Raw genomic sequence first — 23,570 nt, forward strand, 5'->3', positions numbered from 1 at the left:
GCAATTAATTAGTGAGTGGACAAAGGCGCGATTTGCCCTCGAATTGGAAAAAAAAGGAAATAAGGTCCGATTAGGCGGCGCAGTCGAAAATGCCGCTTGCGAATATTTTTTTATTCGTGGGCTAACAGACGGAATATGCAATGCGCAGCTATTCCACGCCGCGCATCGTTTTCGTTTCCAGCGGCGCTACTTGAGGAACCCCGACCAGTGCGCGATGTCGTCGGCGCTCATGCCGACGGCGAGCGCGGCCGAGCAGATTTGCGTCCACGTGGCGGCATCGATGGGAATGCCTTCAGCTTCGCGCTGGGCGCGCATCACACGTTCCGGTTCGCCGGGCTCATAGATACGCTCGGCGCCCGCCGCGAGCGGCGAGGCCTTGACCCACTCGATGAACGCATCGGCTTCGGCTTGCGCGGCGGGAGCGTCGAACGCAGCCGGGTCGATGATCACCGACAGCATGCAATTGATGATCGCGTTCGTCGTGCCGAGCGTGTCGGCGTGCGTGGTAAAGCCGCCCGCCAGCGCGCCGCTGAAAATCTCGCACATGGCCGCGAGCCCAAAACCCTTGTGGCCGCCGAAGGGCGTGAGCGATCCGAACGGCGCTTCGTGCATGACGGTGGGATCGACCGTCGGCACGCCTTGATCATCGATCAACGCGCCGGGCGGCACCTGCTTGCCCTGGTTGTACGCGACGCGCGTCTTGCCATACGCCACGGTGCTGGTCGCGAAGTCGAGCACGAGCGGCGGCTTGCCGGGCCGCGGATAAGCCGCACAGAACGGATTGGTGCCGATGCGGCGGTCGGCGCCGCCGAACGGCGCGACGAGCGGGTCGCCGGCCACGTTGACGAAGTGGAACGACACGAGGCCGGCGCGCGCGCATTGCTCGGCCCAATGGCCAATGCGGCCGATGTGGTGCGCATCGCGCAGGCCCACCGCGCAAATACCGATGCGCTGAGCGCGCGCGATGCCCTGCTCCATCGCTTCGAACGCGACCACCTGGCCGAAGCCTTTGCAGCCTTCGACGGTCAGCACGGCGCCCGCGTCTTTCACCACCTCGGCATGCAGGTTCAGTTGTAGTTGTCCGTCGGCGAGCGACGCCACATAGCGCGGAATCATGCCCACGCCGTGCGAATCGTGCCCGGTCAGGTTCGCCGCCACCAGATGATCCGCGACCAGTTCCGCTTCGCGCGGCGCGCTGCCCGCCTGCTGCCAGATCGCCCTGACGCAGGCGTGCAGTTGATCGGCCGGAATGCGGGGGCTGGTGGATTGTGCGCGGTCGTTATCGGTCATCCAGGTGTCGGCCTTTAGTGCACAGCATTGGGAGGAACGCTCGGCGAGCCGCGCGCGCATTGCATGCGGCTGCACGCAATGGCACGCAAGCCCGCGCTTACTTGACGAAGGGTTCAACCCGCCCTTCATGCGAGGCTCGGGCGAGGCTTAAGCAGCGTTCAAGGCGCGGCAGCGATCACCTGCGCAACCGCGGCCGTGAGCTTCTTGCCGTACGGGACGTGCAAAAATTCATTCGGCCCGTGCGCATTCGACTTCGGTCCCAACACGCCGCACACCATGAACTGCGATTTCGGAAAACCCGCCTTCAACACGTTCATCAGCGGGATCGTGCCACCCTGCCCCATGTAGGCGACGTCGGCACCGTAATGCTGGCGCGATGCGTCGTTCAACGCAGTGGCGAGCCACGGCGCCAGTTCTGGCGCGCTCCAGCCGCTCGCCGAGCCGGCGTCGGGTTTGAACGTCACCTTCGCGTTGTACGGTGGATCGAATTCGAGCAGCGCCTTCAGGTCCGCGACAGCCTTTTCCGCTTCGATCAGCGGCGGCAGGCGCAGCGACAGCTTGAACGCCGTGCGCGGACGCAGCACGTTGCCGGCATCGGCGAGCGCGGGCAAGCCGGCCGCACCCGTCACTGACAGCGACGGACGCCACGTCGAATTGAGTAAGGCCTCTTTCGGATCGGTCGTGGTGGGCAGCACCTGACGGCCGTCCTGACCGCAAGCCCACGGCAGCGTCTTCCAGACATCGTCGCCGAGAATCTGCGCGGTCGCTTCAGCTTCGCGCAGACGGTCGGCTGGAATCGGGCAATGAAAGCCCTTGGGCAGCAACGTGCCGTTGGCAGCATCCTCCAGCCGGTCGAACAGTTGCCGCATGATGCGGAAGCTCGACGGCGCGATGCCGCCGTATCCGCCCGAGTGAATGCCTTCGTCGAGCACCTGCACTTCGAGGTCGCCCGCGACGAGTCCGCGCAGCGACGTGGTGAGCCACAACTGATCGTAATTGCCCGCGCCCGAGTCGAGGCACACGACGAGACCGACGTTGCCAAGCCGCTCGCGCAATGCGTCGACGTACGGCAGCAGATCGTAGCTGCCCGACTCCTCGCAAGTTTCGATCAGACCGACGCAGCGCGGCCGCTCGATGCCTTGCGCGTCAAGCGCAGCGAGCGCGGTGATGCTCGCGTAGATCGCGTAGCCGTCGTCGGCGCCGCCGCGGCCATAGAGCTTGTCGTTCTCGAGCTTGGGCGTCCACGGGCCGAGGTCGCTGCGCCAGCCATCGAATTCCGGCTGCTTGTCGAGGTGGCCGTACAGCACGATGGTTTCGTCGCTGCCGGAACGCGTTGCCGGCGTCTCGAAGAAAATCACCGGCGTGCGGCCCGGCAAGCGGACCACTTCGAGTTTCAGGCCGCGCACGGGCTGTTGCTCGGCCCACTGCGCGGCATCGGTAATCACGCGTTCCAGATAACCGTGCTTGACCCACTCGGGATCGAACGCCGGACTCTTGGCCGGCACCGCTATGTAGTCCGTCAGCGCGGGCACGATCTCGTCGTTCCATTTACGGTCGACGAATTCGCGGAGCGTGTCGGGGTTGAGGCGTTGGGCCTGCTGGGTCGTATCGTCGGAGGTCATGATGGCGGTCCGTAACGGTCTCGTTCACTCGAAATGAACATGATAGTCCCGATGCGGGAGGTGCTGAAGTCCTCGCGGCTATCGGCCTGATGCGAAGGCGGTTGAACCGCGGCGAGCATGGCGCGCGTGGATAAGACCTATTCGTTCACGCTGCACGGGACAAACAATCGCGCGACAATCGACACGTGAGCTGCGCGTGGTTGCGTGCGCAGGTTAAACGTGCCGGTTGCGTGCGCTGGTTAACTACGTTGACTGCCGCGCAGGTAGTCGTGTATCGGGAGGCGGCAAATGAATGGCAGCGTTGTCGTTCAGATCATCGCCGTGGTGATTGCGCTGGCGCTGTATTTCCTGCCGGCGATTCTGGCCGATCGACGCAAGCGCGTCGACGTGCTGACGCTCGCGCTCTTTAACGCGTGCCTTGGCTGGACGGTGCTTGGCTGGCTGCTCGCACTCTACTGGTCGTTGCAGCCGAACCCGCCAAAAAACATCGCGGGCGACGTGGCGGAAAAACGGAAGCTGGTGCGGATGCGCGCGTTTTCGTCCGCGCTGCTGGTACGCGTGCAACAGCGCACCACAGCGCGGGACCGCTCGCAGAAATAGTGAGTGAGGACGGTCGCGGCTATGCCGCGCGGCCCACCCGATTCCACAGCACGGAGCCCGCAGGAATGGAGCGCGGCTCGGCGCGTACGCTGGAAGGCGCGAACATTTCGCGGCGCAGTTCGCCGTGTTCGTCGAACCACTCGCAGATCAGCCACTCGCCAGGATTGAGCGCAACCGGCCCCGCATACGTCACGGTCATGCGCGGGCCTCCTTCCTTTAACGTGACGACGTCCCCGGTAGTGAAACGGGCAGGAGGCAGTGTGAGTGCGTCAATGGTAGCGGTCAGCATATTCAATCCTCTTCGGAACCGTTAGCAGTATTCAAGTCATGCGCCGTCTATCGACTAAGACCGACTGAGTGAACCCTCTAAAACGCGTTCAGATTAACAATTGAAATTAAAGACGGCAAGCGCTTTTTATTGATACCGTTTTCACAACCGGAATAAAGACTTTTTGACGCAGCGCAATTGCGGGTAAAACCGGAGGCCGCCTGGCAAGCCGTGGAGACCGCCACCGTGCGCCAGCGCACAGACCGCAAGAGTTACTGCATCAGGAATGTCGAGCGAGTAGAAAATGCGCACCTTTTTCTTCATATCTAACCGATGTTTTTGAATCGGATAAGGGTTGTTACTATTCGCCGCACCGTCCCGATTACCTGTGAATGACTCAATCATCGGTAAATGCACCCTGGATTAAAAATGCGCTCCCTCTAAATTGCATAATCAGTTTCACGCGGCGCAGCCATGAAAACGATTACCCGCGGGGCATTCTCAAACGGTCTGCCCCGCGCCCCGCAATGCAAGCTGCTGATGCTGCACAAGCAGCACGCTTAAACCAATGCAAGCGAACATCAGCACCGCGTTGATCGCGAGGCTCAACTGGAACGCGTGCGCCTACGCGGCCGGCGTCGGGTGCCCGCCGATCGCTCCGAAAAAACGCGCCGCTAATCGCCGCGGTGCCGAAAGCCGAGCCGATCTGCAAGGTCGACGAAACCACGCCCGAAGCAAGTCCCGCCTTCTCGGGAGCGACCTCCAGCAGCACGATGCGCATGATCGACGGCAACAGCAAGCCGTGACCGACGCCCGCGCACACCAGCCCCGCGTAGAACAGCAGCTCAAGCGCGGCGGCCTGGCTCGCCGACCAGCCCGTCACCGTGAAGCCGAGGGTCATCATTGAAAAGCCGAGCGTGAGCACATGGCCGCCGATGCGCTTGACCACCGCGGGCGAAGTCAGCGGCCCGATCACGAAGCCGATGGCGAACGGCATGATCGCGACGCCCGACGCGAGCAGCCTCCAGTGCAAGCCCGTTTGCAGAAAGATGCCGTAGGTCAGGAAAAACCCGCTGTTGCAATAAAACAGGAAGGCGAGCACGAGACCGAGCGCGAACGCCCGATTGCGAAACAGTTGCAGGTCGACCAGCGGATGACCGCCGCCGCGCTCCACGCGCCGCTCGGTGACGACAAACAGCGCCAATGACGGCACGGCGAGCGCGAACATCACGAAGGTCCATGCGGGCCAGCCGGCTTCGCGGCCATGCGTTATCGGGTAGATCGCGAGCAGCAGCACGGCCGAGAGCAAGGCCATGCCTTTCATGTCGAGGCCGGTGCGCGTGGCCGGCTGGTTCTCGGGCACGAACTTCCATGTGCCGAGAAACGCGGCAATGCCGATCGGAATATTGATCAAAAAGATGATCCGCCAGTCGAGCCCGAACAGGTGATAGGTGATCAGCGCGCCGCCGCCAAGCTGACCGACAATCGACGACAGACCGAACACGAAACCATAAAAGCTCATCAGGCGGGTCTGCTGATGCATCGGAACGACTGCGCGGATCGTGGCGAGCACTTGCGGCGCCATAACCGCCGCTGCCATGCCCTGCACGATGCGCGAAATCACCAGCATGTGGCCGCTCGTGGCAAAGCCGCACAGCGCCGAAGCGACGACGAACGCGGCCATGCCCGTCATGAACATGCGGCGCCGGCCGAACAGATCGCCGAGCCGCCCGCCGGTGATCAGCAGCACTGCATACACAGGCGCGTAGGCGGACACCACGAGTGGCAACTGCGCATCGGTCGCATTCAGGCCCATGCGGATGGACGGCAACGCCAGGTTGACGATGAAGTAATCGAGCGGCGCGAGGAAAGCGCCGACGAACAGCACGGCAAGCGCTAGTCCTTGGCGTTCCAAAGGCGGCGCGGTTTTTTCGCGGCTCGATCTGCTCTCATTCATATTGGCGCCGGTGGCCGCAACCTTCGCCGCGGCGCTCGCCGCCACCGCGCCTGGGCAGACGACCGTGCCCTCGCAGATTGCCGCGCCGGAAGCGCCGACTGCGCCGGCGAATACCCCAGACGCGGACTTGATCGGTTCTGATTTCATGACTGATCGTTCAATAAATCGACAAAAAATTTAGACGAGTGCGCGCATGGCGACGTCCACGATTCCGGCGAGCGCATCCTGCTTGTGGGCGACCCGCCCCAACACGCGCAGACCTTGCATCACACACAGCAGGAAATCGCCGACGGCTTTTTCGTCGAGCGTGGAGTTGAATGCGCCGCTTGCCTGGCCGCGAATCACCGACGCCGCCAGCAACGTCGCCATGCGCCGCTGGATAGCGGCGATGCGGCTGCGCAATTCCTCGTCGCCGGGTTGCATCTCCAGTGTGGTGTTGGTGATGAAACAACTGCGCTCGCCGCTCAGCGCGCACGCGACGCGCGCGTAATGCAGCAGCGCGTTGCGCAGCGCCTCTTCCGGCGGCACGGGCGCGTTCAGCCGCTCGGCCAGACGCGCGACCGAACCCTCGGCGTAATGATCCAGCGCGGCGAGCATGATGCCGTGCTTGTCGCCGAATACGCCGTACAGGCTGCCGCGCAGGAGGCCCGTGGCCTTGCAGAGGTCGTCGATCGACGTGGCGTGGTAGCCGTGGTTCCAGAACACCTGGCTCGCGCTGGCGAGCACGCTGTCCGTGTCGAACTCGCGCGGACGCCCGCGCGGGCAGATTTCGCCTGCTTTCTTCGACGCTGGTTTGGGATGGCCGGTTGACTTCATCTCACGGATATTATGACTAACCGTTCAACAAATCAAACCGAAATTCCGTGGATGGCGGTTCAGAGCCTTCCTAGCGCGGCGTCTCCCATTTCTCAGCGGCCGTGCTGAAAAGCTGGTTGAGCTCGTTGCCGCTAGCCGCATCTATTGCGTAATTGAACGTGCCATGGTCGCGTATTTCGTGCGCGGCGCGCAGGAAAGCGCCGAGCGCCGCGCGTGCCAGCGAGCCCCCGACACTCACGCGGCGCACGCCCATCGCACGCAATTCGTCGAAACTGAGCAAGACGCCCTGCAAGCCCATCAACACGTTGACGGGCCGCTCAAGCGCGTCGACCACGGCGGCGATCTCCTCGCGCGTCTTGAGGCCCGGTGCGTACAGCACGTCGGCGCCGGCTTCCTGATAGGCCTGCAAGCGGCGGATCGTATCTTCGATATCCGGGCGGCCGACCAGGTAGTTCTCGGCGCGCGCCGTCAGCGTGAATGGGAACGGTTGCGCGCGAGCCGCTTCGACGGCGGCGCGCACGCGCTCGACGGCGGCCCCGAACGCGTAGATGGGCTCGTCGGCGCGGCCGGTCGCGTCTTCGATGGAGCCGCCGACCACGCCCGCTTGCGCCGCTTGCCGGATGGTTTCGGCGCAGTCTTCGGGCGCATCGCCGAAGCCGTTTTCCAGATCGGCGCTGACCGGCAAATCGGTCGCGCCGGCAATGTCCGCGAGATGGAGCATCATCTGTGCGCGGCCGACGGCGTTATCCGGCAAGCCGCGCGAAAAGGCATAGCCGGCGCTGCTGGTGGCGAGCGCCTTGAAGCCGGCCAGCGCGAGAAGCCGCGCCGAGCCGATGTCCCACGGGTTAGGAATGACGAAGGCTTCGTGCGCTGCGTGCAGGGCCTGGAATTGCCGTGCTTTTTCGGCTTGGGTTGTCATCGACGGTGCCATTGCGAAAGCGCCGCGCCGGTGAAAGATGCCGGCAGCGCGGCGCGGGTTGCCAGGAAGTTGTGAAGGGCGGAGAACGATGCCGGGCATCAATCGCCGCCAACTCGTCTACGCTCAGCTCAGGTTTCGAGCTTCGCATCCATCGTGATGGTCGCGTTCAGCACCTTCGACACCGGACAGCCCGCCTTGGCGTCCGCGGTGGCTTTGTCGAACGCGGCCCGATCGCCGCCAGGAATTTTCACGGCCACGTCCAGATGCACGGCAGTGATCGTGAAGCCGCCGCCGTCTTTGTCGAGCGTGACCGTGGCCGTGGTGCCGATCCGTTCCGGCGTGATGCCGGCCTTACCCAGTTCCGCCGACAGCGCCATCGAAAAGCACCCCGCGTGGGCAGCGGCGATCAGCTCTTCCGGATTCGTGCCGATGCCGTCCGCGAAGCGCGTCGCAAACGAATATTGAGTCTCCTTGAGGACGCCGCTATCGGTGGAAATCGAGCCCTTGCCGTCTTGCAGGCCGCCTTGCCAGACTGCTGATGCCTTGCGCTTCATCGCTCTCTCCTGTTTGTGCCCTGCTTCGCGCGCTGCACGACTTACCACGATGCCCGCCGCAACGGTCCAGCCCGGATGTTCCGCGGCCTCGGCATCGGTCGCGAGTGCCGCGCTGAGTGACAGGCGCGGACGTGGACCGATCTTCATCATAGGCGCTTCCGTGTGCCAATGTCGTGACGGTGCCACTCAGGGGCGCATTGCAGCGCTACTCGGCGAACGGCAAACTGTCCTGGCCGAGCGCGCGCATGTCGAACACGTTCAGCGTCATTGCGACGAGTGCGTAGTAGCCCAGAAGCCCGACGAGGTTGATCACGACCTGGTGCCCGAAGCGCTCAACCGCTTTCGCATAGGTCGCGTCCGACACGCGTTTGGTGTCGTAAAGCTCGCTTGCGAAGTCGTGGATCAGCGCGTCATCCGGGTCCGCGAAGTCCGGGCGCCGGCCCTGGCGGATCGACTCGGCGTCCGCTTCGCGAACGCCCGCATCCAGCGCGATCGGATAGTGGATGTACCACTCCGCCTGCGCCTGCCAGCGCGCTGCCGTCGCGAGAATGGCCAGTTCGGAGAGCCGCAGCGGCAAACCCGTGCGGTAGCGGCAGAACGCGCCCAGACGCTGCGCCTGCTGCGCGAGTTCCGGGCTATGAATCCAGCCGAGAAACGGCCCGTTCAGATTGCCGCGCGGACCGGACAAAATCTCGTCGAGAACGGCCTTTTGCTCGGGCGTTGCGTCGGATATCTGGAAAGGGGGCAAACGCTCGGTCATCGTCGGTCTCGCAAGGTGAATATGAATAGGCTGAGGTGTTCTATCGTGCAACCCCGGCGCAACCCGGGCGCGGCAGCAGCGTGGTCGGAGCGCGCTTAACATGCGCTCAGATTGCGGCAAGCGCGCCGTCGATCGCATCGGCCAGCCGGCTGACAATTTCGTCGATGTCGCGCGCCGTGCAGATAAACGGCGGCGCCAGCAGCACATGATCGCCGATCTTGCCGTCGACCGTGCCGCCCATCGGATACACCATCAAGCCGCGCGCGAATGCCTCGCGGCGAATCGCAGCGTGCAGCTTCAGGCCCGCGTCGAACGGCGTTTTGTTGCCGCGGTCCTTGACCACTTCGACGCCGACAAAGAGCCCGCGCCCGCGCACGTCGCCGATATGCGGATGGCGTGCATAGCGCTCGCGCAGCAGCCCGCGCAATTGTTCGCCGCGCGCCACCACGTTGGGCAGCAATTTGTCGTCCGCGATCACGCGCTGCACTTCGAGCGCCGCGGCGCATGCGGTTGCGTGGCCGATATACGTATGGCCATGCTGAAAGAAGCCCGAGCCGCCGACTATCGCCTGATAGATCCGGTCGCTCACCAGCGTCGCGCCAATCGGCTGATAGCCGGCGCCGAGCCCTTTCGCGACGGTCAGCATGTCCGGCGCGATGCCGTCTTCCTCGCACGCATACAGATAACCCGTGCGGCCCATGCCCGACATGATTTCGTCGAGAATCAGCAGCACGCCGTAGCGATCGCACACCGCGCGAATCTTGCGAAAATAGTCGCGCACCGGCGGCACGGCGCCCGCAGTCGCGCCGACCACCGTTTCCGCGACGAAGGCCGCGACCGTATCCGCGCCGAGTTCGAGGATCTTCTGCTCCAGTTCATCCGCCAGACGCTGCGCGAATTCCGTTTCGCTTTCGCCGGCGCGCTGCTCGCGGTACGCGTAACACGGGCTCACGTGATGCGCTTCGATCAGCATCGGCAGAAACGGCTCGCGCCGCCACGCGTTACCGCCGATTGCCAGTGCGCCTAGCGTGTTGCCGTGATAGCTCTGCCGCCGCGCGATGAAATGGCGCCGCTGCGGCTCGCCTTTTTCCACGAAGTACTGACGCGCGAGTTTCAACGCGGCCTCGATCGCCTCGGAGCCGCCCGATACGAAATACACATGTTCCAGACCTTGCGGCGCGCTCGCGACGAGCCGGTCCGCGAGTTCCTCGGCGGGCTGCGTCGTGAAGAATGACGTGTGCGCGTACGGCAAGTGTTGCGCCTGCCGTTTGATCGCGTCGATCACGCGCTGATTGCTGTGGCCGAGGCACGACACCGCCGCGCCGCCCGATGCGTCGATATAGCGCTTGCCGGTCGAATCGATGATCTCGATGCCGTCGCCCGCAACGGCGATGGGCAACGACTGTTTCGGCGAACGATGAAACACAGTGGACATGGTTTTCACTTCTAGAGAATGGCATTGGGCCGCTCAGGCAGCGGACATGGGCGTCGTGCTGGAAATGAATGTGTCGAATACGCGCTGCCCCTCGCGGACAACTTGCATCGAGACACCGGCGTGACCGATTTCGAAAAGCGCGGTGGCCAGCGTGTTTTCGTCGTCGGGATCGGACGGGTCGTCGCGATAGATCGGCAAGCCCGATGGCGCGCGATCCTGCAGCACGTCGAGCAACGCGTTCGCATTCAATGGACTCGCCGCGGCCAGCAGGAGCGCCTCCACGCGAAGCTGCCTGTCGCGCGACGAATCCGTGATGATCTGCGCTTGCGCTTCGCAACCCGGGTGAATCATGTGGTTCGCGTGGCCCGCGCGAGTCCGGATGGTTTGCAGCGAGCAGCGCCGTGCAGTCGCCTCGACGCTGACGAGGCGCGCGTCACTCGCACAGCCGAGCGTGTGGTGAAAGCCGCTCGCAGCCGGGGCGCCGCGCAGCATGTGCAGCGCTTCATCGAGCGAGCCTGAGTCGAGAACGGCGCGGGCGAGAATCATGCGCGGCACCCCGACGGCGGGCGCGCGAATGCGCAGGTTGTTGATCGTCTGCACGAGACCGGCGCGGTTCGCCGCGAAGGTGTGTCCCGGCAGCGACCCCGGATAATAGAAACTCACGAAGCCGGGCTTGCCTGACGGTCGAACATCAACGAGTGCGCAGCGCTCGCGCAGGAACGGGTCCCCGTCTTCGTTGTGCGCGATGAAGCGCGTGTCGCCTTCGACAGCCGCGAGCGTGGTGCAACCGTCCGGCGCATGATGGATCAGCTCGCCGCGGCAGTTCCACAGGAAGACGTCTTCGACAGGCCAGCGCAAGCCGGCCGCCATGCCGTCGAGTTCAGCTAGCAATGCGGGGAAATGCGCGCGGGCCGCGTCACGCAGCGCCTGCACGAACGGATCGCCGCGCCAACGGCGAACCGCTCGCCATGCGCTGCTTTGATCCATGTAATCGGCGAACACGGGTCTCGCCAGTTCGCCCAGACGGTAGCCGATTTCATACGGCTCACCGCCTACTTCGTGAAGCTTCAGGTTCGGCGTCAATGCCACGGCTCCATCCATTCAACAATCGGTACGTGTTTATACTTCTAAACAACATTTGTTGTCAAACGGGCCGATGCGGCATCAGAGGAAAAATCTGCCGCGGCGGTGAAGACTCAAGGCACGTACGCGCCCTTCGCGTGCAGCGACTGCTCGGCGATGCCAAGCTGTTCGACCGCGTCCGCGCCTTCGAGCGCGAGCAGATGCGCGACGAGCGATTCGGCGATCGCCGTGGCCGCCACCAGCGAAGGAAAGAACGATGGGCTCTCGTGCGAGAAGATCAGCACCTTGTCGGCGTTCAGCGCGATAGGCGAAACGGCGCTGTCGGTAATGGCAATGAGTTTGCTGCCCTTTTCCAGCGCAGCTTCCGCCACGCGCGCCGCTTCAACGGAATACGGCGCGAAACTGATCACGATGGTTGCACTGTCGCGCGCCACGGTGCGCAGTTGCATTTCGAGCGTGCCGGCTTCGCCGTTGAGCAGCGACACCGACGAACGGAACAACCGGTAACCGTACACGAGCCCAAACGCGACCGAGTAGCAGGAGCGGAACCCGGCCACATGCACATGCGGCGCGCGCCGCAACAGCCGCGCCGCTTCGACGATCACGCGGCCGTTATGCGCGGCGGTGACTTCGAGGTTGTGCTGTTGTGCGACGAGCAGATCGCTCGCCAGCGCGTCTTTCGATTTGACAAGGGAGCGCGCGCGGCTCGTCAGCGGCTCGGGCCGCGTGCGCACACGCGCGACGAACAGGTTGCGCAGTTCGTTCCAGCCAGGAAACCCGAGTTGCTGCGAAAGGCGCACGAGCGACGCGGGTTGCACCTGCGCGCGTTCGGCGACTTTGCGCATCGACGAGACAGCAACTTCGTCCGGATGATCGAGCAGGAAACCCGCGCCCATCTGGAATTGCGGACTCAGTTCGGAGAAGCGCGCCCGGATCAGGGCGGCGAGCTGATCAAAACTGTCTGGCATGCGAGGGTCCGGGCGGCTGTTGAGGTAATGACAACAAATGTTACCACCGGGAGTGGACCCAGGATGGTTTGGGCAAGCCAATAGGGGGGTCTGGCGGCTCAGCAGATTTCTGGAGCGAACGACCGCCCAGCAAAACAGTGTGAGCCGAAATCCAGACCGGTTTTAGCGTGAAATTTTGCCGCGCGCTCGTTGATCTCTTCCCATGCAAAGTCCGGAGCGTCTTTCCATAAAACCATGACGCCCCGGTCGGGCGCAACGACAAGGAATTCCTTGTGCGCAAAAATATCCGACAGCATTGGCACATAAGTAGCAGCCCACCCAGCCGGGGGACGATAAATATTTATAGTCATCAAACCACCGGCGCGCAGCATGTGATGGCAGGCTCTGTAAAACTGAGCGGTATGTAAAGCGTCGACCATGCAGTTGTCCTTGCCAAAGGCATCGGAAAGAATGAGGTCGCATTGCCCCTGATATTCCTCAATGAAGTCCACAGCGTCAGCCACCACCACCTGCAACCGCTCATCGTCGGCGGGCAGGCCGAAATGCGTTCGCGCTATGTCGACAACCTCGGGATCAATTTCCAACGCTAACAGGCGTAATTCGGGCAGGTAGCGGTGAACGAATTTTGCCTGCTGACCACCTCCAAGCCCAATCAGAACGACATCTCTTGGCTTTGGAATAAAAACCAGCGGTTGCAGCATTTTTCGCATGTACTCGGATTCGAGTTGGTCTGGAGCTGAGAGATTCATCTCCGTCACATAGGACGTCTCGTCGTCGAGCCACTGAAGAAGCAAGCGGTCTCCGCCTTTCAGGATTTTGTATTTTTCCGTTTCGAGAATGCGCTCTTCGATAATCACTATTATCTCCAACAGAAGTCCACACTTGAAGAATTCACGGATCCATTAATCCAGAATTTGCGCCGGGGGAGTCGGTAGGATTGTCGGTGCGGACCGCGTTCGTATGCGCTTTAACTAACGAAGAACAGGGTCCGCCCGCGAATTGTCGCTCTCGTCTGTCGAACGGCATGTCCAGTGGACTGGCGTGGGTCCCACTCCTACCCCAGGAAAATCCCCATAAAGAACTGCCGCACTTAGCCGTTAAGACAGTAACCGTATCCCGGCCCCCGCACTAACCCGAGCGGTACCATGGCAGTAAATCTTTCCGTTTCCGAGTCGATTCTCGCGACTCCGCCCGAACTGGGCGCAGCCGTCTCACCGTCCATCCGTTCGAGCCTGTTGTCGACGCTGTTCGACAACGTGCGGCCATTGCTGATGTCGGTGGTTGCAAGCTCTTTTGTCGCCACAGTGGCCTACATTCGCTTGCATCAACCGTGGACGATTGTCTGGCTCTTCGCCGACGTATGGGTTTTTCTAGGACGCCTGAGCATCATCTACGCCTACATTGCGCACGGCCGGAAAGGCTCAGTCAATCCCGGCCCGTGGGCCGCGGCCTACGCTCCGTTGTGCCTGACCACGAGCCTGTTGCTCGGATTAGGGACAATGGGCTGCGTGAGAGCCGCCGATACCACCCTGGCATCGCTCGCCATCATGGTGGCATCCGGCATTCTCGGCGGAATTGCTTCGAGGAACGCCGCAGTCCCGCGTCTCGCGATCGGGCAAATATGCCTCGTGTCCATACCGATCGGGATCGGCGCATTGCTGACGGACACCAATGGTTCGTGGATCCTCATGCCGCCGCTGCTCATGTACGTCGGCGCAATGACATCTATCGTGCGGCGCCATTACAAGGGGCTGGTCGCGCTCATGACCGCGGAACAGAATCACGCCGAACTCGCGGCGCGCTTCGATGCCGCGCTGACCCACATGCCGCACGGACTTTGCACCATCGACCGTTCGGGAAGAGTGGTCATTGCCAATAGCCGCACCGCGGAGCTCTTCGGCGCAACGGTCGAAATGCTGAAACTCAACGTACCCCTTCCCGAGTTCATCGGTCATGTCGGCCTCGCGCAGTTCGGCGAGACGCTGCGCAAGCAGTTGATGGAGCGGTGCACCGCATGGTTGCATGGCGAGCGGCGGCCGCTGGACCTGGAACTTCGGGACGGCCGTCAACTGGAGATGACGCGCAATCCGGTCCCCGACGGCAGCGCCGTGGTCATCATTGAAGACGTCACGGAACGCCGGCTAAGCGAAGCCAAGGCTCTTCATCTGGCTCATCACGATTCGCTCACAGGGTTGGCGAACCGCCGCGAACTGCGCGACCGGCTCGAGCAGATTCTTTCGAGGACGCGCTCAGGCAGCGATACGCGCACCGCCGTCCTGTATCTGGATCTGGACGGCTTCAAGCAGGTCAATGACCGACACGGCCATACCGCCGGCGACGAAGTTCTGGAGACGGTGGCCGCACGCCTGAGGCAAACGCTGCGGCATGGCGAATTCGCCGCGCGCCTGGGCGGCGACGAGTTTGCCGTTATTGTCGAAGATGCCACGCTGTCTTCGATTGCCGCCATTGCCCAGCGCGTGATCCGCGCTATTGCGAAGCCGTATCGGCTGTCGCCCGGCGGCGCAATGAGCATCGGCACCAGCATCGGCATTGCGTTGGCGACGGTGAACGAGCCCGTCGACGACCTTATCCGTCGAGCCGACGTAGCCATGTACGACGCGAAAAAGGCCGGCAAAGGCACCTATCGGGTCTCTGACGAACAAACCGCACTCGAGCCGGGCACCGATTGGGATGGGAGCGTCGGCACTGCGTAGCGCATCAACGGCAGCGCGGCATCGACGCTCACGTGATGGGCAAGCGTGGCAACAACCGCATTCGCGTCAGTAAGTTTTCTTCATGCCGCCGCTATCGGAGGCAGGGGCCTCCATCGCCCCTTTCTTCTGCTTTTTCATCTGCTTCTGCGACGTACCGTTCGACGTTCCCATGCTGTTCGCGCCCGACGCGCCCGGCGACGACGCCAGGGGTCCACTCGCATTCGGCGTTGGCATTCCGGTACCGCCCTGGCCCGCGCCGGCGCCCCCGCCGCCCGTCGTTCCCGCTCCCTGCGCGTAGACCGCGCCCGACAAGCCCAGCATCAACGCCGACAACACCACTCCTTTCGTAGCAACTCGCATAATCGCATTCCTCCGTTGCAAAGCGACTGGCTGCACCGTAGCGTGCACGCCTTGCCGTCCTTCGCCGCAATCCGCGTGCCGCTCTTCGAGTTCGCCATGGCCGAAGCCCGTTCGCCCGCGCGTCACGGCGAGTCGTGCGTACGGGGTGTTTCTCCCTGATTGACCCGTCTCCGGGCGTGGGCTACAAATTCAGTATGCATATCCGGCTAGCGCTTTAGACCGACGAAAAGCGCCCGGAACTCCAGCCCGCCCGGGACCATGTGATGACAGACCATCGGAAGGAACAGAGCCGCGACGACCGCGGCGCAGAGGACAAACACCATCTCGCCGGCAAGCCCGCCAAGCCGGGCAACGGCCCGCCACCAACCGCTGACACGCCCACCCCGATCCTCCAGTCCGAGGACGACGAGTTGTTCGACGAAGACGCGCCCCAATAGCCGGCACAGGCGGCACACCCAGCGGCTTCGTTAAGCACGCTGCGAATCCAGGCCGTGCACAATCGCCGCAGCGAGGCGGAGGAAGCCGTCATGCTTACGAGATTTTTTGCACTGGCAGCATGCGTTGTGGCCTTCGCAGGAACGGCGTACTCGCAGGGGAATAACGCCGGTGCGGGAGCAGTCCGACCACGGGGGGATGCTGGCGCAAACAGCCGCGCTATGCCTCCAGCGCCAGCTTCCGCGCCGACAACCGGCTCTCCCATCCTGCTGCCCGGTGTGGGCATCATTGTTCCGCCCGACGATGGCGGCAGACCGCCGCGTCCCGAGGCATCGCCGGGCACGCCCGCTAATCCGAGCGGCTTGAAGAAGCCCGATTGAGATCGGGCCAACGGTCAGGCAAACGACCAAGCCAACGAGTGGGCCAAGCTCGGGGCCAACCTCGGGGCCAACCTCGGCACCCTCGGCGCCCTCGAAAACGTAGCCACCGCGCTCACAGAAGCGCAACCACCCGCACATCGCCCTGCTCGGCCGAGGCCACCACCTTTTCGCCGATACGGCGGAACGTGATCGACACCGAAGCGTCGCCCACTTGCAGATCCCCTAGCTCCAGCCAGTCGATGCCTTCCGGCAGCATCGGCTGCTCAATCAGCACTTCGCGGCGTTCAGCGTCGATCGTGATGCCGAGACACGCCTCCAGCATCATGAAGGGCGACCCCGCTGCCCAGGCCTGCGGCAGACACGCGACCGGATAAGCGGTGGGCGGCTCACCGCGTCGACGCAGGAAACCGCAGAACAGTTCCGGCAGACGCATGTCGAAATTCACCGCCGCCTGAAATAGCGCTTGCAAGAGCCGCACCGCCGCCGCCTTGCCGCCGTAACGCGACAGGCCGCGCGCGCACAGTGCGTTGTCGTGCGGCCAGACCGAGCCGTTGTGATACGCCATTGGATTAAAACGCGACTGGCTCGCGGCCAGCGTGCGCACGCCCCAGCCCGTGTGAAACAGCGTGGAGTCGAGCGCGCGCACCACCGATTCGCCGCGCTTGCGCGAAGGCAAACCGAAAGCAAGCAGGTGGCCCGCGTTCGACGCCATCACGCGGCACAGTTCGCCGTGGCCGTCGAGCGCGATGCCGTAGAAGCCCGACTCTTCCATCCAGAACTTTTCTTCGACGCACTCGCGTAGTTTCTTCGCGCGCGTCTTGTATTGCGCGGCCGCATCGTGCAGGCCGCGCAGCCTTGCATGGTGCGCCATGGTGTCGAAGGCGGCGCTCGCGTACGCCTGTACTTCGACAAGCGCGATCGGACCATCGGGGAAACGGCCGTCCGCATGGAACACCGAATCGTGGCTGTCCTTCCAGCCCTGGTTGGCGAGGCCGCCGTCCGACTCGCGCTGATAATCGAGCAGACCGTACGGGTTCTTGTCGCACACGCCCGCGACCCAGCCGGCCGCGCGCTCGAGCGCCGGCCACAATTCGTCTATCAACCCGACGTCGCCAGTGCGCGCCGCATACGCGCCGGCCAGCACGATGAAGAGCGGGGTGGTGTCGACGCCGCCGTAATACAGTGCGAACGGTACTTCGCCGGTGGCCGCCATTTCGCCCTTGCGCATCTCGTGCATGATTTTGCCGGGCGCGGCGTCGCGAAACGGCGAGTTCTCGTGCGCCTGATGTTCGGCGAGAAAGCGCAGCACACCCGCGGCAAGTTGCGGCTGCAACCAGAGCGTCTGCAACGAGGTAATGACGGCGTCGCGGCCGAACGGCGTGGAGAACCACGGAATGCCCGCATACGGATACGGGCCCGTCGCGAGGTCGGTGGTTAAAAGGCCGAGGTCGGCAAGCGAGCGGTCGATCCACGCATTGAAGAGCGGATTGCTCGAACGCACGCGCGCGGTCACGCGGCGCCGTTCGCGCATGACAAGATGGGCATCCACCAGCGCCGCACGCACCGCGGCACGGCCGACGCGCGGGCGCTCCGTGTCGATCTGCGACATATGCGCTTCGCTCACCGGATGAGTCGGCGACGACACGCCGGCACTCGGCGTATCCGGCGTCTGTGCGACGACCTGAACCGCGACCGACAGATAGATCGATACGCACGCCTGGGCCGGCAGCTTGACCGTGTAGTCCGCGCGATTGGCGAACAGCTTGTCGGGCTGCGGCGCGAAAGCGATCTGCACGTTGCGCGCCACGTCGTCGAGGCCGACATAGCCGAGCAGCACCTCGTGGTTCTCCACGCGCGCCGCTTCGATGCGCCCCTGCTTGGCGCGCTGCAGGCCGCGCACTTCGAACATGTCGCGGAAGTCGCTGGCAAAGGAAATCGACAGCGGCACGATGGCGTCGCTCGTGCCGTAGTTGGTGAGTTCGATGGCTTCGTTGAGCACCGTGCCCGACAGCACGCGCACGCGTTCGACGTGGATCACGCCTTCGGGTGTGCTGGGGCCGCCGAGCGGCGGCAATGGCCGGTTGGTCAGATGCGCGGTAAATGAAGTGTTGTCGCTGCTAACGCTGCCCGACAGCAGCGACGGCGCACGGCCTCCGAACGTCAGGCGCAGTTGCGAGAGGACGCGGGTATCGTTGACGAACAGGCCGTCGTCATGGCCGGTGATATCGCCGAGAGAATCGTTGACGATGAAGGTGTCGCCCGACTTCAGCACATGCTGCATGGCGCTTGCAACGTTGAGGTTTTCCGTCGGGATGAACGCACCGTCCGGCTCGGATTCACGATGATCGATTCCGCCCGAGTGGGACAGGCCGCCGAGGGCTTCAGGCTGCTGCATCAGGGTCGCTCCTATGGGTTCGCTGCTGCGTTTCGCTTCACTTCAGGTGGCTTCAGGTTGCTGCCGGGCACTGCCGGGTACTGCGCGTGACCACCGCTTACCGCCCGGCCGATTCCGATTGTAGAAGGTCTCGTCACGTCAGACGAACTTATCGCGAGGGAGTTTCGGATTTTTTCGGTGGCACGCGACCTGCAGAGAATCCCCGCCTTTCAGTTGCGTTTCCGACCGCTTGCCTGTGCGGCGTCGAACCCGCACTCGCTTCATGACTGCGCTTGCTGACCGCGCTTCTTGAGGACGCTAGCAGCAACAATGTTTTGCTTGAGCCGCACTGAGTCCGCAGCGGTGCTTCTGCGATACTGCTTCCGTGTTCTGCTTGCCCGGCGGACACATCGCTGTCTTTGGCCCGCCATGCTTAGGCGGGCCTTTTTAATCAGCCAGAAGGAACAGGAAGAACCCGAATGAACGCCTCTCTTGAAACGCTTTTTCCGGATCATGTCCATAGCGAAGACAGCGTCGTCAGCGCGCTGAACCATCAGGACATCGTCGTCGCGTTATCGGCGGCGCTGAAGACGCAGGACGTGGCCGTGTTGCACATGCTCTATCCGCGTACCGATGCACGCACGCATCGCAGCCTCGATACGCTAGTCGATGTATTGCATGGACACGGCCTGCATGAAGTCGCCGATCTGATCGCGCATGAAGCGCACTATCTGCTGTTCAAGGATCCGGCGAAGGCATTGAAAGCCTTCCACGAAATTCGCAACGACTCGCTCGCGATCGGCGTGCATCTGTACTATCACGGCCTCGTCGGCGAAGCGGCGGAACGCGCGCTCGATAAAGACGCGCATCGCAAGGCGTAAGCAGTCGGCCTGAATGATCCGCCGGTTATCCGGCGTTCATCGCGCGAATGAATTCGTCGATGTAACGATTGAACGCCGACGGACGCGCGAGGTTCATGCCGTGCGACGCGCCGCGCACCGTTTCGCGGCGCGCATCCGGCAGCCACGATTGCAGCGCGGCGGCTGTGCGGCGGAGAGTTCGATGAAAGCAGGCGTCAAAGCAGAAGCGGATTGACATCTGCGTCATAGCCGATGAAGCCCGCAGCCAGGTGCTTACAGAAAGTTGCCGCATTTCACAAAAGCACGCGCCAGGTCCCCGTTAGATCATTCGTACGCGATGTCGTCCAGCAAACCGGTGGCGGCCGCCACTCCGGCGCCGCGCACCGCACAGGTCAGCGGTTCGTCGGCGATGCGGACTTCAAGTCCGATTTCATTCGTCAGGCGGCGCTCCAGATTGCCGAGCAGCGCCCCGCCGCCCGTCAACACGATGCCGTTGTGCGCGATGTCGGTGACGAGTTCGGCCGGCGCCATTTCCAGCCCGCGCTTTATCGCGCCGATCACCTGGCGCAGCGGTCCTTCGATTGCATCGGCAATATCGTGATTGCTGAGCTGGACCGTGCGCGGCAAGCCGTCGTCCATGCTGCGCCCCGTCGCGTTCATGTATTCGGCGGGCACATCGCGCACCGCCGAACCGATGTTCTTCTTCACATGCTCCGCGGTCTGCTCGCCGATCAGCACGCCATACAGATTGCGCACATAACCGATGATCGCCATGTCGAAGCTGTCGCCGCCCACGCGGATCGAGCCGCTATACGCAGTGCCGCCCAGCGTGATCACGCCGACTTCGGTTGTGCCGCCGCCGATATCGACGACCATCGAACCGGTCGCTTCGGAGACCGGCAAGCCGGCGCCGACCGCCGACGCCAGCGATTCGCCGATGAGGCTCACCTTCCACGCGCCTGCCGCGACGGCCGCTTCCCTGATCGCGCGGCGTTCGACCTGGGTCGCTCCCGCCGGCACGCACAGCGTGAACGCGGCGCGGCGGCTGAACACTTGCCGCGGACGCGCCATGTCGACGAATTGCCGGATCATGTGCTCGGCGGCGGAGAAGTTGGCGATCACGCCGTGGCGCATTGGCCGCACCGCTTCGAGATTGCGCGGCGCGCGGCCGAGAAGCTGACGCGCCTCCATGCCGACCGCCGCCACGCGTTTGAATCCGGCGGAGTGCGCCTTCTCGAAACACACGACCGACGGCTGATTCAGCACGATGCCACCGTCGTCCGTGTAGATGAGGGTGTTGGCCGTGCCGAGGTCTACCGTCACAGCCTGGCGGAACAGTCGATCGAAAAGCGGGTGATGCGGCGTCGGTCTGGCCATAGGGAGGCTCTGTTGTGTCGCTCGGTTGCGTCGCTCAGTTGCGTCGTTTAGCGCCCATGCCGGGCATTATGAAAAATGCGCCCCCGGTCACCCAGGCCGCGGGCATTGCGCAATCCGCGCGGCGGGGGTGATTTTCTTGTTATGAGCAGTTAACGGCAAGCCGATCGATATCTTTAGGCCCGCTTTTCGATCGGACCGTGTCAATCGCGCGACAACGCGCCCAGCGTGCGTTCCAGCGCCTCCTGACCGAGCGCGACGCCGTCCGCGTCGATCGTATGGCCGATGCCCGGCAACGCGTACGCGTCGACGGTATAGCCGGCCGCGCTGAACGCGTCGGCGGCGTGTTCGAGTTCCTGCACGGGAATCACCTCGTCATCCTCGCCGTGGACCAGGGTGAGCGGCGTGCCATTGCGCGCGATCACGGGCGAAGCGAGCCGCCCCGAATACGCGACGACGCACGCGGCGCCCTCCACGCTCGTCGCCGCATGATGCAGCGCCATGATGGAACCTTGCGAAAAGCCAACCAATGCAAGGCGCCCGAAAGCCAGATGCCAATGCGCGAGTTCGGCTTCGAGCATGCGACGTAATGCCGAGTAAGCAGCGGCGGCACGCGCCTCGCGATTGCCTTCGCCGATGTCGCGCAGACTGAACCATTGACGCCCGCCAAAACCGCCGTCGAACGGATCCGTGCCGTCGAGCGACGTGAAGGCGACGTCCGGCAGACGCTCGCTCCAGATGTCCGCGAGCGGCATCAGATCGCGCGCGTTGCTGCCCACGCCGTGCATCAGCACGACCAGAGCTTTGGCAGGCGCAGCGAGCGGCGCGCGCCGCCAGCCGTGTTCGAATTGCTCCCAGACCATATTGCTTTCCCTCGCTCGGTTTGATTTGTGATTGATGGTGGCCGCCCGGTACGCACGTGAATGCAGCTTCATGCGGTTTGGGTTCGGTCCCAGCCGCGAGCATACGCTGCCAGGTTCGTTTGCGCCGCTCGCTGCCCGCACCGGCGACGTCCAGATGTGAATACAGGTATCCTTTTGCGAGCATCTGGCGGGCCAGCCGCGCCGTGCGCCGCATTGAACTGCCTTCAGCTGCGTTGAGTTGAACTCGTCGCAGACACGTAGCCGCTGCCGCGCAGGAACACCGGCGCGCGAGTTCCGCGGCACATCGATCCGGGAGAACGTTTTGAGCGAACCCACTTCCGCACCGCCTTCAGCGCCCGCGCCACCGCCGCCCCTGCAAGGCGGCCAACTGGTTCTCGCGACCATCGCCGTCGCGCTCGCCACGTTCATGAACGTGCTGGACACGTCGATTGCGAACGTCGCCATTCCGACCATTTCGGGCAACCTGGGCGTGTCCGTCGACGAAGGCACGTGGGTCATCACCGTGTTCGCCGCAGCCAATGCCGTGTCGATTCCGCTGACGGGCTGGCTCACGCAACGCATCGGCCAGGTGAAGCTTTTTGTCGGCGCGATCCTGATGTTCGTGCTGGCGTCGTGGCTGTGCGGTATTGCGCCGACGCTACCTATCCTGCTGGTCGCGCGGGTTTTTCAGGGCGCGGTGGCAGGCCCGCTGATCCCGCTGTCACAAGCCATTCTGCTCGGCTCGTATCCGAAGGAGAAAGCGTCGACCGCCCTGGCTTTATGGGCGATGACCGCCACCGTCGGCCCGATTGCGGGCCCGGCGCTCGGCGGCTGGATCACGGATAGCTACAGCTGGTCGTGGATCTTCTACATCAACATTCCGGTGGGCCTATTCGCGGCCGGTGTCACGTGGATGATCTATCGCACCCGCGAGTCGCCGACACGCAAACCGCCCATCGACGTGGTCGGGCTCGGGCTGCTGATTACGTGGGTCGCCTCGCTGCAGATCATGCTCGACAAAGGCAAGGACCTCGACTGGTTCGCGTCGCCGGTGGTCGTGATTCTCGGCATTACCGCGTTGATCAGTTTCGCGTTCTTCCTCGTATGGGAACTGACTGAAGAGAACCCGATTGTCGACTTGCGGCTTTTCCAGCAGCGCAACTTTCTCGGCGGCACCATTGCGATTTCAGTGGCCTATGGGGTGTTCTTCGGCAACCTGGTGCTGTTGCCGCAGTGGATGCAGGAGTATCTGAACTACCGTTCCGTCGATGCCGGTCTCGTCACTGCGCCGCTCGGCATTTTCGCCGTGCTGCTTGCGCCGGTCATGGGCCGCGTGCTGCCGCGCTCGGACGCGCGCGTCATTTCCACGCTGGCCTTTGTCGGCTTCGCGGTTGTGTTTTACATGCGCTCGAAGTACGTGATTGAAATCGACACGTGGCATCTCGTGATACCCACGCTGCTGCAAGGCATTCCGATGGCGCTATTCTTCGTGCCGCTGACGTCCATCATTCTGTCGGGCCAGCCGCCGCAAAAGATCCCGGCTGCGGCCGGTCTGTCGAACTTCGTGCGCGTGTTTTGCGGCGCGGTGGGTACGTCCGTGGCGGGCAACGCATGGAATAACCGCACGGTACTGCATCACGAAAGGCTCACCGAACACGCGTCCGTCGACAACCCGTTGTTCAGTCAACAGATCGATTCGACCCAGTCGTTGCTGCATATGAATACCCAGTCGGCGCATGCGCTATTCGATTTCACCGTGAATACACAAGCGGCGATGATGGGTCTGAACGACATCTTCTATGTGTCGGCAATCATCTTCATTCTGATCATTCCACTGATCTGGATAACGCGGCCGGCGAAGGGCGGCGGGCAGGACGCGGCCGGCGCGCATTGATCCAGAGATGCGGCGTTGCATGGATCCGATTCGGTCCGTGCAAC

At 63.3% G+C, this 23,570-nt stretch carries 21 protein-coding genes and 2 pseudogenes; 5 read left to right on the top strand and 18 right to left on the bottom strand.

The genetic code is table 11. From position 1 onward, the window contains the following. Positions 1-186 precede the first annotated feature (186 nt). Positions 187-1,290 carry a malate/lactate/ureidoglycolate dehydrogenase gene (locus C0Z16_RS16580; RefSeq protein ID WP_102633202.1) on the bottom strand — a complete coding sequence of 368 codons (1,104 nt, stop codon included), beginning with the start codon at positions 1,288-1,290 and terminating at the stop codon, positions 187-189. A gap of 158 nt (positions 1,291-1,448) precedes the next feature. Then, the gene (locus tag C0Z16_RS16585) at positions 1,449-2,912 is read right to left on the bottom strand and encodes a M20 family metallopeptidase (RefSeq protein ID WP_102633203.1); all 1,464 of its coding nucleotides are present in this window, start codon (positions 2,910-2,912) and stop codon (positions 1,449-1,451) included. Between the two features lie 288 nt (positions 2,913-3,200). Between C0Z16_RS16585 and C0Z16_RS16590 the strand changes: the two genes are divergently transcribed. Beyond that, the gene (locus tag C0Z16_RS16590) at positions 3,201-3,512 is read left to right on the top strand and encodes a superinfection immunity protein (protein ID WP_102633204.1); all 312 of its coding nucleotides are present in this window, start codon (positions 3,201-3,203) and stop codon (positions 3,510-3,512) included. Between the two features lie 19 nt (positions 3,513-3,531). On the opposite strand, the gene C0Z16_RS16595 is transcribed toward C0Z16_RS16590, so the two are convergent. The 11 genes and pseudogenes from C0Z16_RS16595 to C0Z16_RS16640 form a co-directional block, all read right to left on the bottom strand. Continuing rightward, on the bottom strand, positions 3,532-3,801 hold the full coding sequence (locus tag C0Z16_RS16595; protein WP_102633205.1) for a YodC family protein: 270 nt from the start codon (positions 3,799-3,801) through the stop codon (positions 3,532-3,534). A 141-nt stretch (positions 3,802-3,942) separates the two neighbouring features. Beyond that, positions 3,943-4,185: a hypothetical protein gene (locus C0Z16_RS37425; protein ID WP_146014317.1), complete on the bottom strand. Its 243-nt coding sequence runs from the start codon at positions 4,183-4,185 to the stop codon at positions 3,943-3,945. 96 nt (positions 4,186-4,281) lie between these two features. Further along, positions 4,282-5,884 (bottom strand): annotated as a pseudogene (locus C0Z16_RS16600) (MFS transporter). A 30-nt stretch (positions 5,885-5,914) separates the two neighbouring features. Continuing rightward, positions 5,915-6,553 carry a TetR/AcrR family transcriptional regulator gene (locus tag C0Z16_RS16605; protein ID WP_102633206.1) on the bottom strand — a complete coding sequence of 213 codons (639 nt, stop codon included), beginning with the start codon at positions 6,551-6,553 and terminating at the stop codon, positions 5,915-5,917. Between the two features lie 70 nt (positions 6,554-6,623). Beyond that, the gene (locus C0Z16_RS16610; RefSeq protein ID WP_102633245.1) at positions 6,624-7,472 is read right to left on the bottom strand and encodes an isocitrate lyase/PEP mutase family protein; all 849 of its coding nucleotides are present in this window, start codon (positions 7,470-7,472) and stop codon (positions 6,624-6,626) included. A gap of 128 nt (positions 7,473-7,600) precedes the next feature. Further along, a complete protein-coding gene (locus C0Z16_RS16615; RefSeq protein WP_102633246.1) occupies positions 7,601-8,026 on the bottom strand; it encodes an OsmC family protein in 426 nt (141 codons plus the stop codon). Between the two features lie 205 nt (positions 8,027-8,231). Next, positions 8,232-8,786: a carboxymuconolactone decarboxylase family protein gene (locus C0Z16_RS16620; RefSeq protein ID WP_102633207.1), complete on the bottom strand. Its 555-nt coding sequence runs from the start codon at positions 8,784-8,786 to the stop codon at positions 8,232-8,234. A 106-nt stretch (positions 8,787-8,892) separates the two neighbouring features. Continuing rightward, positions 8,893-10,221: an aspartate aminotransferase family protein gene (locus C0Z16_RS16625; protein ID WP_102633208.1), complete on the bottom strand. Its 1,329-nt coding sequence runs from the start codon at positions 10,219-10,221 to the stop codon at positions 8,893-8,895. 33 nt (positions 10,222-10,254) lie between these two features. Continuing rightward, positions 10,255-11,322 carry a C45 family autoproteolytic acyltransferase/hydolase gene (locus C0Z16_RS16630; RefSeq protein WP_102633209.1) on the bottom strand — a complete coding sequence of 356 codons (1,068 nt, stop codon included), beginning with the start codon at positions 11,320-11,322 and terminating at the stop codon, positions 10,255-10,257. 95 nt (positions 11,323-11,417) lie between these two features. Beyond that, a complete protein-coding gene (locus C0Z16_RS16635; RefSeq protein ID WP_102633210.1) occupies positions 11,418-12,272 on the bottom strand; it encodes a MurR/RpiR family transcriptional regulator in 855 nt (284 codons plus the stop codon). Between the two features lie 98 nt (positions 12,273-12,370). After that, positions 12,371-13,129 carry a spermine/spermidine synthase domain-containing protein gene (locus C0Z16_RS16640; protein ID WP_102633211.1) on the bottom strand — a complete coding sequence of 253 codons (759 nt, stop codon included), beginning with the start codon at positions 13,127-13,129 and terminating at the stop codon, positions 12,371-12,373. 288 nt (positions 13,130-13,417) lie between these two features. Here C0Z16_RS16640 and C0Z16_RS16645 point away from each other — a divergent pair, with 288 nt between their 5' ends. Beyond that, entirely contained in the window at positions 13,418-14,986 is a 1,569-nt protein-coding gene (locus C0Z16_RS16645; RefSeq protein ID WP_102633212.1) for a sensor domain-containing diguanylate cyclase, read from the top strand. A gap of 66 nt (positions 14,987-15,052) precedes the next feature. Here the strand turns inward: C0Z16_RS16645 and C0Z16_RS16650 are convergent, their stop codons facing one another. Next, the gene (locus tag C0Z16_RS16650; RefSeq protein ID WP_102633247.1) at positions 15,053-15,346 is read right to left on the bottom strand and encodes a hypothetical protein; all 294 of its coding nucleotides are present in this window, start codon (positions 15,344-15,346) and stop codon (positions 15,053-15,055) included. A 263-nt stretch (positions 15,347-15,609) separates the two neighbouring features. Between C0Z16_RS16650 and C0Z16_RS37760 the strand changes: the two genes are divergently transcribed. Then, positions 15,610-15,783 (top strand): hypothetical protein, encoded by a 174-nt coding sequence (locus C0Z16_RS37760; protein ID WP_158244493.1) that lies wholly within the window; start codon positions 15,610-15,612, stop codon positions 15,781-15,783. A gap of 490 nt (positions 15,784-16,273) precedes the next feature. On the opposite strand, the gene C0Z16_RS16665 is transcribed toward C0Z16_RS37760, so the two are convergent. After that, positions 16,274-18,556, bottom strand: a complete 2,283-nt coding sequence (locus C0Z16_RS16665; protein WP_102633215.1) for an amylo-alpha-1,6-glucosidase — start codon at positions 18,554-18,556, stop codon at positions 16,274-16,276. Positions 18,557-19,014: 458 nt separating this feature from the next. Between C0Z16_RS16665 and C0Z16_RS16670 the strand changes: the two genes are divergently transcribed. Next, positions 19,015-19,416 carry a hypothetical protein gene (locus C0Z16_RS16670; RefSeq protein WP_102633216.1) on the top strand — a complete coding sequence of 134 codons (402 nt, stop codon included), beginning with the start codon at positions 19,015-19,017 and terminating at the stop codon, positions 19,414-19,416. A gap of 25 nt (positions 19,417-19,441) precedes the next feature. On the opposite strand, the pseudogene C0Z16_RS16675 reads toward C0Z16_RS16670, so the two are convergent. From C0Z16_RS16675 to C0Z16_RS16685, 3 genes and pseudogenes are all read right to left on the bottom strand, one after another. Next, positions 19,442-19,588 (bottom strand): annotated as a pseudogene (locus C0Z16_RS16675) (alpha/beta fold hydrolase); the annotation flags it as partial. Positions 19,589-19,719: 131 nt separating this feature from the next. Continuing rightward, positions 19,720-20,772, bottom strand: a complete 1,053-nt coding sequence (gene mreB / locus C0Z16_RS16680; protein ID WP_102633217.1) for a rod shape-determining protein — start codon at positions 20,770-20,772, stop codon at positions 19,720-19,722. 200 nt (positions 20,773-20,972) lie between these two features. Beyond that, positions 20,973-21,632, bottom strand: coding sequence for an alpha/beta hydrolase (locus tag C0Z16_RS16685; RefSeq protein WP_102633248.1), 660 nt, complete (start codon positions 21,630-21,632; stop codon positions 20,973-20,975). Between the two features lie 322 nt (positions 21,633-21,954). Here C0Z16_RS16685 and C0Z16_RS16690 point away from each other — a divergent pair, with 322 nt between their 5' ends. Further along, on the top strand, positions 21,955-23,526 hold the full coding sequence (locus C0Z16_RS16690; protein WP_102633218.1) for a DHA2 family efflux MFS transporter permease subunit: 1,572 nt from the start codon (positions 21,955-21,957) through the stop codon (positions 23,524-23,526). Positions 23,527-23,570: the final 44 nt, after the last annotated feature.

The organism is Paraburkholderia rhynchosiae, assembly GCF_002879865.1.
Classification (GTDB): domain Bacteria; phylum Pseudomonadota; class Gammaproteobacteria; order Burkholderiales; family Burkholderiaceae; genus Paraburkholderia; species Paraburkholderia rhynchosiae.